General features: G+C 64.3%; 14 protein-coding genes. 10 read left to right on the forward strand and 4 right to left on the reverse strand.

Going from position 1 to position 14363, the window contains the following annotated elements; all coding sequences use genetic code 11:
• Positions 1–58: 58 nt before the first annotated feature.
• Positions 59–805 carry a lysostaphin resistance A-like protein gene (locus ACERIT_RS03275; protein ID WP_373673387.1) on the forward strand — a complete coding sequence of 249 codons (747 nt, stop codon included), beginning with the start codon at positions 59–61 and terminating at the stop codon, positions 803–805.
• Between the two features lie 18 nt (positions 806–823).
• On the opposite strand, the gene ACERIT_RS03280 is transcribed toward ACERIT_RS03275, so the two are convergent.
• Positions 824–2086 carry a DNA double-strand break repair nuclease NurA gene (locus ACERIT_RS03280; protein ID WP_373673388.1) on the reverse strand — a complete coding sequence of 421 codons (1263 nt, stop codon included), beginning with the start codon at positions 2084–2086 and terminating at the stop codon, positions 824–826.
• A 188-nt stretch (positions 2087–2274) separates the two neighbouring features.
• Between ACERIT_RS03280 and ACERIT_RS03285 the strand changes: the two genes are divergently transcribed.
• Entirely contained in the window at positions 2275–3303 is a 1029-nt protein-coding gene (locus ACERIT_RS03285; RefSeq protein ID WP_373673390.1) for a formyltransferase family protein, read from the forward strand.
• Positions 3304–3330: 27 nt separating this feature from the next.
• Here the strand turns inward: ACERIT_RS03285 and ACERIT_RS03290 are convergent, their stop codons facing one another.
• Entirely contained in the window at positions 3331–4389 is a 1059-nt protein-coding gene (locus ACERIT_RS03290) for a phosphoribosylaminoimidazolesuccinocarboxamide synthase (RefSeq protein ID WP_373673391.1), read from the reverse strand.
• Positions 4390–4500: 111 nt separating this feature from the next.
• On the opposite strand from ACERIT_RS03290, the gene ACERIT_RS03295 reads away from it, so the two are divergent.
• Complete coding sequence (locus ACERIT_RS03295) at positions 4501–5748, forward strand: TIGR00300 family protein (protein WP_373673392.1); 1248 nt, start codon at positions 4501–4503, stop codon at positions 5746–5748.
• 338 nt (positions 5749–6086) lie between these two features.
• Here ACERIT_RS03295 and ACERIT_RS03300 read toward each other — a convergent pair whose 3' ends face one another.
• Positions 6087–7025, reverse strand: coding sequence for a hypothetical protein (locus tag ACERIT_RS03300; RefSeq protein WP_373673393.1), 939 nt, complete (start codon positions 7023–7025; stop codon positions 6087–6089).
• 91 nt (positions 7026–7116) lie between these two features.
• Between ACERIT_RS03300 and ACERIT_RS03305 the strand changes: the two genes are divergently transcribed.
• The 7 genes from ACERIT_RS03305 (at position 7117) to ACERIT_RS03335 (ending at position 12951) form a co-directional block, all read left to right on the forward strand.
• The gene (locus tag ACERIT_RS03305) at positions 7117–7818 is read left to right on the forward strand and encodes a biotin/lipoate A/B protein ligase family protein (RefSeq protein ID WP_373673394.1); all 702 of its coding nucleotides are present in this window, start codon (positions 7117–7119) and stop codon (positions 7816–7818) included.
• 58 nt (positions 7819–7876) lie between these two features.
• The gene (locus ACERIT_RS03310) at positions 7877–8293 is read left to right on the forward strand and encodes a 30S ribosomal protein S6e (RefSeq protein ID WP_373673395.1); all 417 of its coding nucleotides are present in this window, start codon (positions 7877–7879) and stop codon (positions 8291–8293) included.
• A gap of 15 nt (positions 8294–8308) precedes the next feature.
• Positions 8309–8776 (forward strand): hypothetical protein, encoded by a 468-nt coding sequence (locus ACERIT_RS03315; protein ID WP_373673396.1) that lies wholly within the window; start codon positions 8309–8311, stop codon positions 8774–8776.
• Between the two features lie 90 nt (positions 8777–8866).
• On the forward strand, positions 8867–9982 hold the full coding sequence (locus tag ACERIT_RS03320) for an Lrp/AsnC family transcriptional regulator (RefSeq protein ID WP_373673397.1): 1116 nt from the start codon (positions 8867–8869) through the stop codon (positions 9980–9982).
• Entirely contained in the window at positions 9979–10752 is a 774-nt protein-coding gene (locus tag ACERIT_RS03325; RefSeq protein ID WP_373673398.1) for a bifunctional precorrin-2 dehydrogenase/sirohydrochlorin ferrochelatase, read from the forward strand. The genes ACERIT_RS03320 and ACERIT_RS03325 overlap by 4 nt, the downstream gene beginning before the upstream one ends.
• Before the next feature lie 3 nt (positions 10753–10755).
• Positions 10756–12102: a glutamyl-tRNA reductase gene (hemA, locus tag ACERIT_RS03330; RefSeq protein ID WP_373673399.1), complete on the forward strand. Its 1347-nt coding sequence runs from the start codon at positions 10756–10758 to the stop codon at positions 12100–12102.
• Positions 12103–12186: 84 nt separating this feature from the next.
• Positions 12187–12951 carry a Nif3-like dinuclear metal center hexameric protein gene (locus tag ACERIT_RS03335; protein WP_373673400.1) on the forward strand — a complete coding sequence of 255 codons (765 nt, stop codon included), beginning with the start codon at positions 12187–12189 and terminating at the stop codon, positions 12949–12951.
• A gap of 4 nt (positions 12952–12955) precedes the next feature.
• On the opposite strand, the gene ACERIT_RS03340 is transcribed toward ACERIT_RS03335, so the two are convergent.
• The gene (locus ACERIT_RS03340) at positions 12956–14332 is read right to left on the reverse strand and encodes an NAD(P)/FAD-dependent oxidoreductase (protein ID WP_373673401.1); all 1377 of its coding nucleotides are present in this window, start codon (positions 14330–14332) and stop codon (positions 12956–12958) included.
• Positions 14333–14363 lie beyond the last annotated feature (31 nt).

Below are 14363 nucleotides of genomic sequence, written 5' to 3' on the forward strand. Positions count from 1 at the left end.
CCGACCACGATCGGCCGTTTCGGTGCGCCTTTAGGATCCCTTCGCGTACGCCCTTCCAATGGAACGGGGGTCGAGCGCCGACGAGGACGCGGGGTACGCGAAACACGTACGGGCCATCGGACAGGGGGCGTTGGTCGTCATCGGCGCACTCCTCGTCGCAAGCGCGGTCACCCAACCGTTCACGCGGGTCCTCGTCGACGCCGGTGCGGTCGCCGCCGGATCGCCGATGGAGACGGTCGTTCGAACCGTCCTCCAGTTCGTCGGCTTTCTGATGGCGGTCGGTGGATATATCGTGATCACCGACGACCGATCGTTGATCGATATCGACCGCCTCGACGGGCGGGACGCGGCCACGATCGTCGCTGGGACCGTGATCCTACTTGCGTTGCAGTTCTCGGCACTGTTCGTGTTCGGACTTCTCGGCATCTCGACGGGTGAGAATCAGGCACTGCTTCCGGGGCGCGCCGATCCCACGTACTTTCTGTATATGATCGTCGTCTCGATCGTCTTCGTCGGGCCCGGTGAGGAGCTGTTGTTCCGCGGAACCGTTCAGGGACTGTTCCGGCGCGCCTGGGGTATGTGGCCGTCGATCCTGCTCGCAAGCGCGATCTTCGGATTGATCCACGTTCCCGCCGTGGTCGGTGCACCCGGCGAGGCTCTCATGTACGCCGTCGTGGCGACCGGCCTCGGGTGCGTGCTCGGCTACCTCTATGAACGGACCGAAAACGTGATCGTTCCGTGTCTGATCCACGGATTCTACAACGGTGCCATCTACGCGATCCAGTACGTCGAGCAGGTGTTTTGATCGTCGTTTTCGATTCCGTCATCCGTCGACATCCGGCCACCGGATGTCGTCGTACGAGCGGAGCCGATCGGTATCGAACTGCTCTTCGAATTTTTCGCGAATGGACGCCTTTTCGCCGGCGTCGATCCGGGCAAGCTCGTCGGCCTTGGCGACCGCCGCGGGTGGGCCGCGTTCGGCCGCCACCTCCGAGAGGATCTGCGTCGTGAGTGCCCGGCGTGTGTCCGGATCCCGAGTGAACGCGTAGGGCGCCTCCAGTTTGTAGCTCACGTCGGTTCGTGGATCGTAGATCACGAGGAACGTGGGTTCATAGAGGGCCGGATCGAGACGTCTTTCGACTCCGAGTGCGTCGCCGTCGGCCGCGAGGTGGCGATCGGTCCCCCCGCGAGCGTGGAACCACGTCGTGGCGGTGAGTTCGGCTGTTTGGCGGCCCTCGTGGGGCGGCGTTCCGCCGCCATCCCCGGAACGTTCGAGCAGTCGCGTGAACAATGCGGCGTCGTCGGGCCAGGGAGCCTCGATCCCGTTGCTCGTGAGCGTCCGCGTGATCGCCCGTCCCGAGGGATTCTTGACGAAGCCGACGAGCGGAACGCCGGCTTCGTGAAACTCCTCGACCAACCGAACGTAGTTCTCGATGACGGCGTGGGGCTTTGCCTCGCGGGCCAGATCGCCCAGTTCCGGACCTCGATCGACCCACGTGAACAGCTCCTTTGGGTAGATCGGGCCATCGAGTACGAGCAAGTCCGTCACCGCGTTGGCGTGATCGAGCGCGTGTTTGCTCTCCGCGAGGTACAACGCGAGTGCGTGGACGACACCCTCCGCGTATCGGCTCACCCGCGGTGCGTGTAGCACACGCTGTTGGGTGTACCCTTCGTCGCGTCGGCCCCAGTCGGTGTCGTGGTCGACTGTCGTGTCGGCGGTATGGACCGTGGCGACGATCGTCCGGGAGCGATGAAGATCGAGATCGGTTGGCTCGACGGCCATCGCGGCGTGGGCGACGTCCACGACGAGACCGTTTTTGAACGTCGTCGGGTTGATCGTCCCCGAATCGAGCCCGTGGGTCGTCTCGAAGGGGCGCTCTACAAGCGCGATCTCGTCGATCGTAACGCGCCGTCTCGCGTGCTCGTCGACCGGCTCAAGGATCACCCGTCCCTCGCGGCGAAGTTCCGGGAGCCACTCCGACCACACACGCTCGGCGAGGTCGTCGTGATCCGCCGTCTCGACCGTTCCGGCGATGGTGGAGGCGAGCCGCGCGATGTTGTCCACGTGGATCGGATCGAGCGTCACGACTACCCAGGGGACGCGACCATCCAAAAATGGGTCGGTCGGAGAGGGATCGGTCGCGTTCGATTTCCGCGAGCGCACGTCGTCATGTCACGGCCTGTCAGATGCTGCGTCGACCGAAACGTGCTAAACCATCCGGGACGTTTCGGGGCGTGTATGTATCCGCTCGACCCCGCGGAGGTGATCGGCGCATGACACGCGAACTGACCGAGATCACCGTCGTCGGAGGAGACAAGACGGGACTCATCGCGCGGGTTACCACCGTGCTGTTCGAGCGGGGAATCAACATCGAGGACCTCGATCAGGCCGTTCGTGACGGCCTCTTCCGAATGACGATGCGGGTCGACGCCAGCGAGATGGAGACCTCGAGCGATGAACTCCGTCGCACGCTCGGGGATCTCGGTCGAGATCTCGGCGTCGACATCCAGGTTCGCTTCCCGAGTGACCGAACCGCCCGACGGATCGCCCTTCTCGTCACGAAGGAAACCCATGCACCCGAGACGCTACTCGAGGCGGAAGCCAACGGCGAGTTGACCGAGGGCGAAGACGACGAGGCGGAGATCCCGGTCGTCGTCGGCAATCGTGGCGATCTTCGGGGGCTGGCCGAACGCTACGACAAGCCCTTCTACGACGTTGGCGACGGGAACGGCTCGCCCGACGAGGACCGGCTACTCGACCTACTTGCCGAGTACGACGTCGATCTGGTTGCGTTGGCCCGCTACATGCGGATCCTCTCACCGGAGGTCGTCTTCCGGTATGAGGGCCGGATCGTCAACGTTCATCCCTCGCTTTTGCCTGCCTTCCCCGGCGCACAGGCGTACCGTCAGGCCAAGGAGGCCGGCGTCCGGATCGCCGGGGTTACGGCCCACTACGTGACGACCGATCTCGATCAGGGTCCGATCATCGCCCAACGCGCCTTTGACGTTCCCGACGGCGCGAGCGTGGGCGAGATCCGTCGACGCGGCCAGCCGCTGGAAGCGGACGTCCTGCTTGAGGCAGTCCGTCTACACCTGGCTGACGAGGTCGCCGTCCACAAGGGTCGCGTACACCTTCGATCCGGAACCGCCCTCGATTCCGACACCTCGAGCGATGGAGAGAGCGGTCCGGACTCGTCGTCGCTCGACCCGCAGCTCGGCTTACCCGATGTGGCCGGCAAGGCGAACCCCGATGCCCCGATCGACGGCGAGCCGGTTTCACGACCGGTCCGGAGCGACGACTGATACCAAGGAGTGGCGCATGCTCTGACGTTAGAGATCGCGAACCGCGTCGACGGCTTCCTCGATCGAGGGGGAATCGAACAGGTCGGTTCCGGTATAGGCGTTTGCTCCCGCCGCGTACATTCCCGAGACAGCCTCGATCACGCCGGTTGGGAGCGGATCGGGATCGACGGCGCAGATGGTTCGCCAATCGGCGACCTCGCGATCCGCGACCTCGGCTTTCGCGACCGAGACCGCCTCGACCCACTCGGGGTCGTTGCGTTTGTACCATTGTCTTATGACCTCCTTTGAGACCTCCTGGCCATCGTAGGCGAATCGGTTCTCGTCGAAGGTTCCAACGACGTCGGCGACGCGAAGCTCGCCGTCAAAGTAGAGACATTCGATCTTGCCGTCCTCGTGGGTGAATCCGGTCGCTTCGGCTCGCTCCGTCACCACGCGATTCACCTTGCGTGCGAGTGTCTCGAGATCGTCGATTTCGGCTGTCCCGGCGATTCGGTCAGCCTCCTCGCGGGTGAGATAGAGGTCCTGTTCCTCGTATTTCGTCGAGAACTCGACGATCGGCTCCGGCAGTTCGACGACGTCCTCGGGCCACTCGTCCGCGGAGAGTCCTACCGCTGCGGGGTCCTTCCTCTTACGCAGGCTGGAACCGATCGGAACCGTGTTCCGAAAGACGACCTCGAGGGGAACGAGGTAGTTCTCGCCGGCGCGGTCGTGGTAGGTCCCGTAGTCGTACCCATCGCCGTCACCCAGATACGGGAGATCGGGGACCTGTGTCAACTCGATCGCCATCTCGACCGGCGGCTCGGAGACGTCCTCAAGGTCGACGACCGCCCCCTCCGTCGTCTGGTCCTCCGCTGATTCGGCGGCGGGATCGACCACGCCGCGGTAGTGGGTCGGCACTCCCTCCGCCTCGAGCTGCTCGAAGTTGAACGCGCCCATCGTACAGAGGCTCGCGCCCTTTTTCGGGATCGGATCGGGCATTCGCCCCCAGTCGAACACGGAGTAGGCGTCGGTGAAGACGAATTGCCCGCGACCGAGGCGTTCGTCGGCCGCCGCCTCGAGGACGCGGAACTCCTTGACACTCGTCATACTTGAGAACGCGGGACGCCCGCCAAAGAATCTTTCAGTTGTGCGTCCTCATCGGCGGCGTTCGGCCGATCGATCGGGTACCCTGATTACGCTTCGGGCTGAACGGGGCATATGAGCGTGGAACGGACCGTCGAACTCGAGGGGCACATCATCGACTCCGGACGGATGCAGGCGTGTTTCACCGCCGTGATGGATCTCGGCGGCTCCTTCGAGGTCGAGGCGTTCGAGGTCGGCAAACACGAGACGGACGAGTCCTACTGCCGGTTGCGCGTCACCGCCGATGACGACGTGACGCTTCGCGAAATCCTCCATGAACTCCACCAGAACGGCGCCGTTCTCGAGGATCCACCAAACGTCACGCTGGAGCCCGCCCCTGCCGACAGGGTCGTTCCCTCGGGATTCTATTCGACGACCAACCACCCGACCGAGATCCGATACGGCGACGAATGGATCCCGGTCGAACATATCGAGATGGACTGCGCGCTCGTCGTGGAACCCCACGGCGATGCGGACGGTGGTCCTCGTGCGTACACGAAGGTGCTCAATGCCATCGAGGCGGGCGATCTGGTCGCGACCGACGAGTCGGGAATCCGGGTCAACCCACCCGAGCGTCCCCGCGGACCGGAGGGCCCCTTCGGATTCATGCAGGGGGGTATCTCTCCGGAACGCCCCTCGGAGTCGACGATCCGTCAGGTCGCGGACGAACTGGTTGCCACGGCGGAGGCGGGCGGGAAAATCGTCGTCGTCGTCGGACCTGCGGTCATCCACTCGGGTGCGGGCGAGGCTCTCGCTCGCCTCGTTCGGGAAGGATACGTCGACGCGATCTCGGCCGGAAACGGCTTCGCGACCCACGATCTGGAGCGATCGATCTATGGAACCTCCCTCGGGATGGACGTCGACACTCTCGAGCATCCGCGAAAGGGACACAAACACCATATCTGGACGATCTCGGAGATAATCCGGGTCGGCGGGATCGAGAAGGCCGTCGAGACCGGCGTGATCACGGAGGGCGTGATGTACGAGTGCGTCAAACACGACGTGCCGTTCGTACTTGCCGGTTCCATCCGCGACGACGGTCCCCTTCCGGACACGATCACGGATGCCGTGGAGGCACAGAACGCGATCCGAGAACAGGCCCGGGACGCCGATCTCGTCTTGATGCTCGCGACGCTACTTCACTCCGTGGCAGTCGGGAACTGTCTGCCGTCGACGACCAAGACGGTCTGTGTCGATATCAACCCTGCAACGGTCACCCAGCTTCTCGATCGAGGGTCCGCACAGGCAGTCGGGATGGTGACCGACATCGGCACCTTCGTGCCGACACTGGCCGACTTCGTACTCGGTGATCGTTCCGAATAGATGGCGGCGGCTATTCCGGATCCACCTCGTCCCTATTTTCCGTCCTTCAATTTCGCACTCCCTCTCTCCGCTCCGTTCCACCCAACTCCCTTCCACTTCCTGATTTCGTCCGCCTCGATCCTCCTCCAGTCCGACGGTTTATCACCGATACCGCCACACTCCGCCGCGTGATCTAGCCCGATTTCCGCGGCGGTTCAGGCGGGCGTCCGGCACGCCGCCGCGGGAGGGATGCGTGTGCCGGCTGTTCGCCAGCGTTGCACCCGGATACGCTTGCGTTTCGGATTCCGATCTTCGCTCCGACTCTCGCTTCGCTCCGGCGATCGTCGTGGTCTCCGCTCTCACTGACCGACATCGAGCCGGATCGGGTTCCGACTTTCGCGGATCGAGACTCTCACGTCCGTTCCGATCTCGAAGTGCCTATCGGGACAGACGAGCTTAACGCCGAGTGACGACCCTCGCGCCACGAAAAGCGACATTCCGGTGATTCGCTCGCCGTTCGCAAGGACGTCGACGTCCGTCCAGGAGACGTTTCGTCCGGAGGCGGTTCCGATCCGTCGCCCGAGAAGCGACAGATCCTGACCGACATCGCCGTCACTACGCGACGATCCGTCACGAACGTCCCTCGAGAGCGCTCCGCCACCGGCGTAATGTGTGAGGCCGCCGTCGATCGGCATTCCCTCGTCACTCGCGACCGCGGCGTATTCCCGATCCGGAACTGACTCCGCTGGCGCGTCCAACAGCGCGTGAGCGGGCCCCGTCTCGATGACTGTTCCGCGTCCGTTCCACGGAACTGGCTCGACGTCGATGTCGGCAGCCACGCGTATCGATCCGCTCGCCCGAAATGGGTTGGCCTCCCGTTCGCGGAATTCGAGATGGACGTGGTCGTCAACCCAGCGTCCGAAAAAACCCGATCGAACCGTCGATCCCAGAGGATCGCCGACGGAGATTCGATCGCCGGAGCGAACCGCGGGATCGACGTGGAGTATCCTGGCGGTCAGCGGTCGATCGACGCCGGCGGCCCCGCTCCAACCGGCATCCACATCGACCACGATCACGTGATCGTGATCGCTAGCGTATTGGCGATCCGGACAGCCGACGGTTCGCGTCTCGCGTACGACGCCGTCGACGGGGGAGATACCGATCCCCGTCCCGGGATAGAGATCGATAGCGTACCCGCGGTCGTGTGCCGGGTACGGGGAGTTGTATAGCGAGAACCGGGGATATCGCTCGATGACTTCCCGAGGGACCGTTACCGTCTCCGTTTCCCGCTCCGTCATCATCCGCTCGTGGCACGCCGGGGGTATATCGCCACCGAAACGTGGTCGACACGGCGACCACCTTATCCGTCTCCGGGGTCGACGACCAAGCATGCGTGTGGTCCGTGGCCGTGCTTCGACCCGCGAGGCCGATCGCAGGTGGACGGCCGATCTGCTCGAACGGACTGCAGACACCGGCGAAGCGGCCGTACGCGTCTGGACTCCACACCGTCAGATCGCGTTCGGTCGCAGAGACGTTCGTTCCGACGGTTTCGAGGAGGCCTCACGGATCGCCCGTTCGTACGGCTTTCTTCCCGTGGAGCGACGGGTCGGCGGACGGGCGGTCGCCTACACCGGAAGAACCGTCGCGTTCGCGGTCGCGATCCCGATCGCGGACATGCGTTCGGGAATGACGCACCGGTATACTGTGGTCTCGGAGGCGATCATGGACGCCCTCGATGTGCTCGGAGCCGACGTCGAGGAGGGAGAACCGGACGGCTCCTACTGTCCGGGGAGCCACTCGATCCGTGCAGTCGATGGCGGCAAGGTCGGGGGAATTGCCCAGCGCGTTCGGCGCGATGCGTCGCTCGTTGCCGGCTGTCTCACGGTAGTTCGATCCGACGTTGACGAACTCGTCGAGGTACTCGAACCACTCTATGACGCTCTCGAGGTTCCGTTCGAACGGGACTCCGTCGGATGCGTTTTCGACGTCGGGGGTCCCGACGATCCCGGGCGGGTGACACAGGCGCTTGAGTCCGCACTCGCCGCTGGACCGTGGACCGACGGATCGACGACGGTCGAGTCGGTTCGATGAGCATCCGCGAGGAAGTGGTTTCGACGTACTTTTACTCGGCGGGGAAGTGAATGGCCGTATGGCAGAATTCAAGATCGTCGTCGCTGACCCGGAGGTCGGTGAGACGTATCAGCTCGAAGTGGACGGACAGGACGCGAACCGGTTCCTCGGTCGAAACCTCGACGAGGAAGTCGACGGATCCGCAGTGGGCCTCGATGGCTCCACGCTGGAGATCACGGGCGGGTCCGACGAGACGGGCCGACCGATGCGTTCGGACGTTCCCGGCACGAGCCTGAAGGAACTCCTCCTCGATGGCGGCGTCGGGTACAAACCGACCAAGGAGGGCGAGCGAAAGCGTGTTACCGTCCGTGGGTCCGAGATCGCCGACGACATCGCACAGATAAACGTCTCCGTCGTCGACAGCGAGGGTGACGTCGCTGCGACTCTCGGCGAGGCCGACGACGCGGACGATGCGGACGACGCGGACGACGAGTAACGGATCCGCAGGTACATGGCGCGTTTCACCTCCGGGGACGAAGACGTTCCCTCCGTTCGAGTTCATCTCGCTCGCAGCGGCGGAACGCGTCGTCCGTGCGTTCGTCTCCCCGACGATTCGGCGCTCGATCGGCACCTCGAGTCCGGTTCTCTCGATCGACTCGATCTCGAGCGGGAGGACGTGTTTCGGCTGATCATCGATCGCGAGACGCGTTACGCCCGGATCGATGTCGACTCCCGCGGTCGAGTGCTTCGCGGTGCGTTCGAGAACCGACGACTCGCTCGCTCGCCGCGAGAGGGAGAAAACCGATTGGTCGAGTGGCTCCGGGAGTGTGACGGTGAGGAGGGTGATCCGCTGTTGCTCGACGTGCTCGTTCCCGGCGACGCCTACGGGCTTCGAATTCCGGGTGGACGAGCGATCTACGACGTGGATTCGGGCCCACGAAGCTCGCTTGCCGACATCGCAAACGACCTCGTGGAGTGAGTGTGCGACGTTTCGGTCCCGATCGGTGTCGGCTTCGTCCTCGCGCCGCGCTCCGAACGGCTTAATCCCGACGCGCCCCCACGTGTGGGCATGAAACGGGTCGATGCGGAGCTTTCGACGCTCGACCGAGCGATCATCAACGGCTTTCAGGGCGGATTTCCGGTCGTCTCGCATCCGTTCGATGCGGCGGCGGCCGCGCTCTCGGATCGAGGAATCGAGGTGACTGGTCCGGAGTTGTGCGCACGTGTTCGGACGCTCGATTCGGATGGCGTCCTCTCGCGGTTCGGCGCGCTCGTCAACGCCGAGGAGATCGGCGGCGCGGCCTCGCTCGTCGCCATGCACGCTCCCGAGGACCGTTACGACGAGATCACCGAGATAGTCAACGACTTTCCGGAGGTCGCCCATAACTACGAGCGCGAGCACCCGCACCTCAACATGTGGTTCGTGGTAAGCGTCGCCGATCATCCCGATCCGGACAAGGACGGCCGCGACCGGATCGCGGAGGTGCTCTCTCGGATCGAGACGGCGACCGGCCAGGAGACCTACGACCTCCCGAAACGCCGGGAGTTCCACGTCGGCGCCACGTTTCTGGTGGATGGGCCGATTCCTGATGGCGATCTCGATTGCTCCCACCTCGGCCCCTCGGTGACGCCCAGCGACCGTGACACGCTCACCCCGGCCGAACGCGATCTCGTCGTCGAGATCCAAGGGGGACTCCCGATCACGGAGACCCCGTATGCCGACGTCGCCGAGACGATCGACGCCGATCCGGAGTGGGTCATCGAGACGATCTCGCGGTTCAACGAGGAGGGCAAGGTGCGCCGGATCGGCGTCATACCGAACCACTACGCGCTCGGCTACACCGAGAACGGAATGACGGTCTGGGACGTCCCCGAGGAGGTGCTCCCCGACGTCGGGCCCGCGGTGGCTGACCTCGGGTTCGTCACACACTGTTATCAGCGACCCCGTCACGAGGGGGTCTGGGAGTACAACTTCTTCGCGATGACACACGGCCGGACGGAGGCCGAAAGCGAACGTCGCATCCAGGAGGTCAAACGGACGATGGAGGACTTCTGGGAGGTGGACCCCGACGATTGGGATACGCTCTTTTCGACCCGCATACTCAAGAAAACGGGTATCCGACTCGACGAGCGAGCCGAAAGCAATACGGACTCGTCATCCGAGCCCTCGTCCACGCGTGAATGATCCCGCTCGTCCACGATCTCGCGGATGAAACCGTCCTCGTCGTCGGCGGCGGGACCGTCGCAACGCGGAAGGTCCGGCGGTTTGCCGCCGAGGCACGGGTGATCGTCGTGAGCCCGACGTTTGCCGATGCGCTACGATCGCTCGCGGACGACCGTTCCGCCCACCGATCCGGAGATGAGGACCGATCCAATGATGCCGATGGGTTCGACGATACCGATCGATCCACGGCTGTCGCTTCATCGATCGAACTCGTCCGTCACTCCCTCGATCCGTCGGACCTACGGCAGTGGGTCGACCGAACATCCCCCGCTCTCGTCATCGCCGCAACCGACGATCCGGCGGTGAACGCGGCGGCTGAGGCCGCAGCCCGCGAGCACGGGGCGCTCGTTAACCGGACGGACGAATCCGGGAGTCGAGACGCCGGGAGCGTCGTGGTTCCGGCGACGATCGAGGACGGACCGGTGACGGTGGCGATCACGACCGGCGCGAACAGTCCGGCGTTGGCCCGTCACCTCCGGGAACGGATCGAAACGGAGATCGAGGGTGCCGGTGAGCTGGCACGGATAACCGCCGAGTTGCGAACGGAACTTGCCGACCGGGACGTGGATCCCGACACGCGCCGAGAGGCGATCCGATCCGTGGTCCGATCGCCTGACGTTTGGAAGGCTTTACATGTTGGGGGGACAAATCCCCGTCAAACGGCGAGACGGATCGTCGAACGGACGTGTAACGAGGACGGAATGCGGACCAATCGAGAGGAAGGCACATAGGCCATGACCGAGACGGGAGTGATCACCGGAGTCAGTGTTGCCCATGCGCGGGCGAGCATCGACGAGATCGACGCGGCCGGCGGCGAATCCGACCGGGGGATCGTCTCCGATCTGCTCGCACGGCCACACGTCGAGGAGGCGTTCGCCATTCGGACGTGTAACCGGGCGGAGGCGTACGTCGTAACGAACCATGCGGCCGACGGGCGCGAGGTGCTCTCGTCGTTCGCACCCGAGGTCCGGGAGGGTGCCATCTCTCATCTCGACCACGAGGAAGCGATTCGCCATCTGATGCGGGTCGCCGCGGGCCTCGAGTCGATCGTACTCGGCGAGGACCAGATCATCGGGCAGGTGCGACAGGCGTTCGAGTCGGCCCGTGCGGCCGGCGGGATCGGTCCGATCCTTGAGGACGCGGTGACGAAGGCCATCCACGTCGGAGAACGGGCTCGAACGGAGACGGCAATCAACGAGGGCGTCGTCTCGCTGGGATCCGCGGCGGTCGATCTCGCCGCCGACGAGATCGACCTCACGGACGCGAAGGCGCTCGTGATCGGCGCGGGCGAGATGAGTACGCTTGCGGCACGGGCGCTCGATGACACCGACGTCTCACGGATCCACGTCGCGAATCGAACGGTGTCTCGAGCACACGAGATCGTTGCCGATCTCGACGTTGACGCCGAGGCATCGTCGATCGACGCTCTCGAGGAGGCGGTTTCGACCGTCGATCTGGTCGTCTCAGCGACCGGGAGTCCGGAGCCGATCGTCGACCCAAATGCGCTGTCCGAGACGGACGAGATCGTCTGTGTCGACATCGCCAGGCCCCGAGACGTCGATCCTGCGGTAGCCGAACTCGATGGGGTCGAACTCTACGACATCGACGCACTGGAGTCGGTTACCCAGCGAACCCGAAAGCGACGACAGACCGAGGCACGCGAGGTCGAGGCGATGATCGACGAGGAGTTCGATCGGTTGATGGAGTCGTTCAAACGCAAGCGGGCCGACGACGCCATCGCCGCGATGTACGAGTCGGCGGATCGGGTGAAAGCCCGAGAACTGGACCGAGCCGTCTCGAAACTCGAGGCACAGGGCGGATTAACCGACGACCAGCGCGAGACGCTTGAGGCGCTTGCGGACTCGCTTGTTGGCCAGTTGCTCGCTGCACCAACGAAGTCGCTTCGGGAGGCCGCCGGCGAGGACGACTGGACCACGATCCATACTGCCCTCGAGCTGTTCGATCCCGAGTTTGATGCACCCCCCAGTCGCCCCGGAGACGATGCAACGCGTTCACCCCGAAGTCCGGAGGGATCGGACGACAGCGCCGACGATACCGTTTCCGAGACCGCGTCCGAATAACTCGTCTTCTACTGGACTGGTGCTGACTCGACGGTCCCGCTCGCGGTCGCCGTTTTTACGTCGATTCGCGTGAAATCGCTCTCCATGCATCTTTCGACGCTCGTCGAGCGCCTGGATGGGACGCTTTCGACTGCAGACTACGCCGACGTCGACGCGAGTGCGAACGGTCTCCAGGTCGGACCCGATTCGGGCTCCATCGATCGGGTCGCGGTTGCGGTCGACGCCGCGGAGGCGACGATCGAGGCGGCTGCGGACGCCGATGCGGACGTACTCATCACCCATCACGGCATTTCCTGGGACGGGATCGAACGCGTAACCGACAGGCAGTACGATCGAATCGCCGCACTCGTCGAGAACGACCTCGCCTTATACGTCTCACACCTTCCGCTCGACGGTCACCAGGAGCTAGGGAACGCCGCTGGCGTCGCCGACGAACTCGGAGTCGTCGACCGTGAGCCGTTCGGCGAACTGGGACCGGTCAACATCGGGACGATCGGAACGACCTCTGACCCGCTTTCGGCGGCGGAACTGGCGCGATCACTCGACGCCTTCGAGGGAAGCGAACGTCCGACGCGAGCGATGGAGTTTGGCCCCGATCGGATCGAGCGCATCGCGGTCCTCACCGGCTCCGGCGCCGACTGGCTCGACGAGGCGGTCGAGGCGGGTGCGGATGCGCTCGTCACCGGCGAGGGGAAACAGAAGGTGTATCACGAGGCGCGGGAGGCTGGGCTCTCGGTGTTCCTGGCGGGCCACTACGCGACTGAGACGTTCGGGGTTCGGTCGATTCAGACACTCCTCGAGGAGTGGGGGCTTGAGACGACGTTCATCGATCATCCGACCGGGCTGTGAGTGTTCACCCGGCGTTTTCGTCCCCGTTCCCGTCGCCGTCCTCCGTTGCGATCCGATCCGCCACCTCGCGTCCGGCGACGATGCCACCGTTCAGCGACCGCTCGGGATACTGTGCTCGGCTCGCCATGCCGGCGTAGTAGACGCCCGCGAGCCCCTCTGAGGCCAGATCGTAGGGAATCACCATGTCGAGGTAGCCTCGTTCGTAGACGGGCGCCGCACGCGGGTTTCGAGCGATCTCGATGTCACGGACGCGGTCACGCGAGAAGTCCGGAAAGAGGTCGGCGATCCCCGAGAGCCATCGATCCGCGAGCGCGTCGTCGTCCGCCTGCCAATTTTGCTCCTCGGGCGACTGGACGTAGCTTGCGACGTACAGCAGGTGATCGTCGCCGTATCGCTCCGGAGGGACGAAGTTGGTGTGTTCGATCAGGGCACCAAAGGGAGCTTCGTCGGCGACGTTGAGCCAGTAGGTGTTCGTCAATGGCTCGTCCATCGTGAGGACCGCACATACCGCACCCTGAAAGTCGATCGCACACTGATGGCCCGTGAGTTCCGCAAGCACGTTCGGCATCGTCGCAACGACGACGCCCTCGATCTCGCGAGTAGTGGTACCGGTCGGCGTCTCGACGGTGATCGTCTCCGCGGTCTTCGTCTCCCCGCTCGACCTCGCGGTCGCCTCCGTGTTTGAGAATCCGATGTCCGTAACTCGGGCGTTCGTCGTCACGTTCTCACGATCCACCGAGTCGACGAGCGCGTCGAGGAGGACGCCAAAAGAGCCCTCCAAATACCCGAGCACTTCGCCGCGGAGGAGATCGCGTTCCCCGCGGAACTTGATGCGTCCGAGCAGCCAGGCCGCCGAGACGTCCGTCTTTCTGTCGCCGAACTTCGCATCGAGGAGCGGCTCGAAGAAACGGTCGTAGACGCCGCGGGTAGTGTGTTCGATCAGGAACTCGCGGACGGGCACGTCCTCGAAGTCGCTCAGGTCATCGTAGGTGTCGAAGGCGGGGATCCCCCCGCGAAGATCGACCTCCTTCGTCAGGGCCGCGAGCCGAAACGTATCGTAGAGACTCAAGTGGGGATACGCGAGGATCTGCCAGGGCGTATCGAGGGGATGGACGACACCGTCGACGTAGTAGGCGTTTTTCCCGATCCGCCATTCGATGCGGTCGTCGATACCGAGTTCCTCGGCCAGTTCGAGTATCGTCTCCTCGGACCGTGAGAGGTGATGGTAGAATCGTTCTATCGGATCGCCTCCGGTCTCGTAGACGCCGGCCAGGCCGCCGATATCGCCGGAGGCCTCATAGACGTGGGCGTCGAGTCCGTGGTCCTGGAGGCGGTGCGCGGCCGCGAGCCCGGCGATCCCGCCCCCCACGACTGCGTACATACCGAATCGTGGGAGTGAGTCCCGTAAGTGC

This window comes from Halopenitus sp. H-Gu1, from assembly GCF_041821145.1.
Taxonomy (GTDB): domain Archaea; phylum Halobacteriota; class Halobacteria; order Halobacteriales; family Haloferacaceae; genus Halopenitus.

Coding starts and splice junctions, on each gene's coding strand:
- ACERIT_RS03275 (WP_373673387.1), top strand. CDS start 59: ATGGAACGGGGGTCGAGCGCCGACGAGGACGCGGGGTACGCGAAACAC.
- ACERIT_RS03285 (WP_373673390.1), top strand. CDS start 2,275: ATGACACGCGAACTGACCGAGATCACCGTCGTCGGAGGAGACAAGACG.
- ACERIT_RS03290 (WP_373673391.1), bottom strand. CDS start 4,389: ATGACGAGTGTCAAGGAGTTCCGCGTCCTCGAGGCGGCGGCCGACGAA.
- ACERIT_RS03295 (WP_373673392.1), top strand. CDS start 4,501: ATGAGCGTGGAACGGACCGTCGAACTCGAGGGGCACATCATCGACTCC.
- ACERIT_RS03300 (WP_373673393.1), bottom strand. CDS start 7,025: ATGACGGAGCGGGAAACGGAGACGGTAACGGTCCCTCGGGAAGTCATC.
- ACERIT_RS03305 (WP_373673394.1), top strand. CDS start 7,117: ATGCGTGTGGTCCGTGGCCGTGCTTCGACCCGCGAGGCCGATCGCAGG.
- ACERIT_RS03310 (WP_373673395.1), top strand. CDS start 7,877: ATGGCAGAATTCAAGATCGTCGTCGCTGACCCGGAGGTCGGTGAGACG.
- ACERIT_RS03315 (WP_373673396.1), top strand. CDS start 8,309: ATGGCGCGTTTCACCTCCGGGGACGAAGACGTTCCCTCCGTTCGAGTT.
- ACERIT_RS03320 (WP_373673397.1), top strand. CDS start 8,867: ATGAAACGGGTCGATGCGGAGCTTTCGACGCTCGACCGAGCGATCATC.
- ACERIT_RS03325 (WP_373673398.1), top strand. CDS start 9,979: ATGATCCCGCTCGTCCACGATCTCGCGGATGAAACCGTCCTCGTCGTC.
- hemA (WP_373673399.1), top strand. CDS start 10,756: ATGACCGAGACGGGAGTGATCACCGGAGTCAGTGTTGCCCATGCGCGG.
- ACERIT_RS03335 (WP_373673400.1), top strand. CDS start 12,187: ATGCATCTTTCGACGCTCGTCGAGCGCCTGGATGGGACGCTTTCGACT.
- ACERIT_RS03340 (WP_373673401.1), bottom strand. CDS start 14,332: ATGTACGCAGTCGTGGGGGGCGGGATCGCCGGGCTCGCGGCCGCGCAC.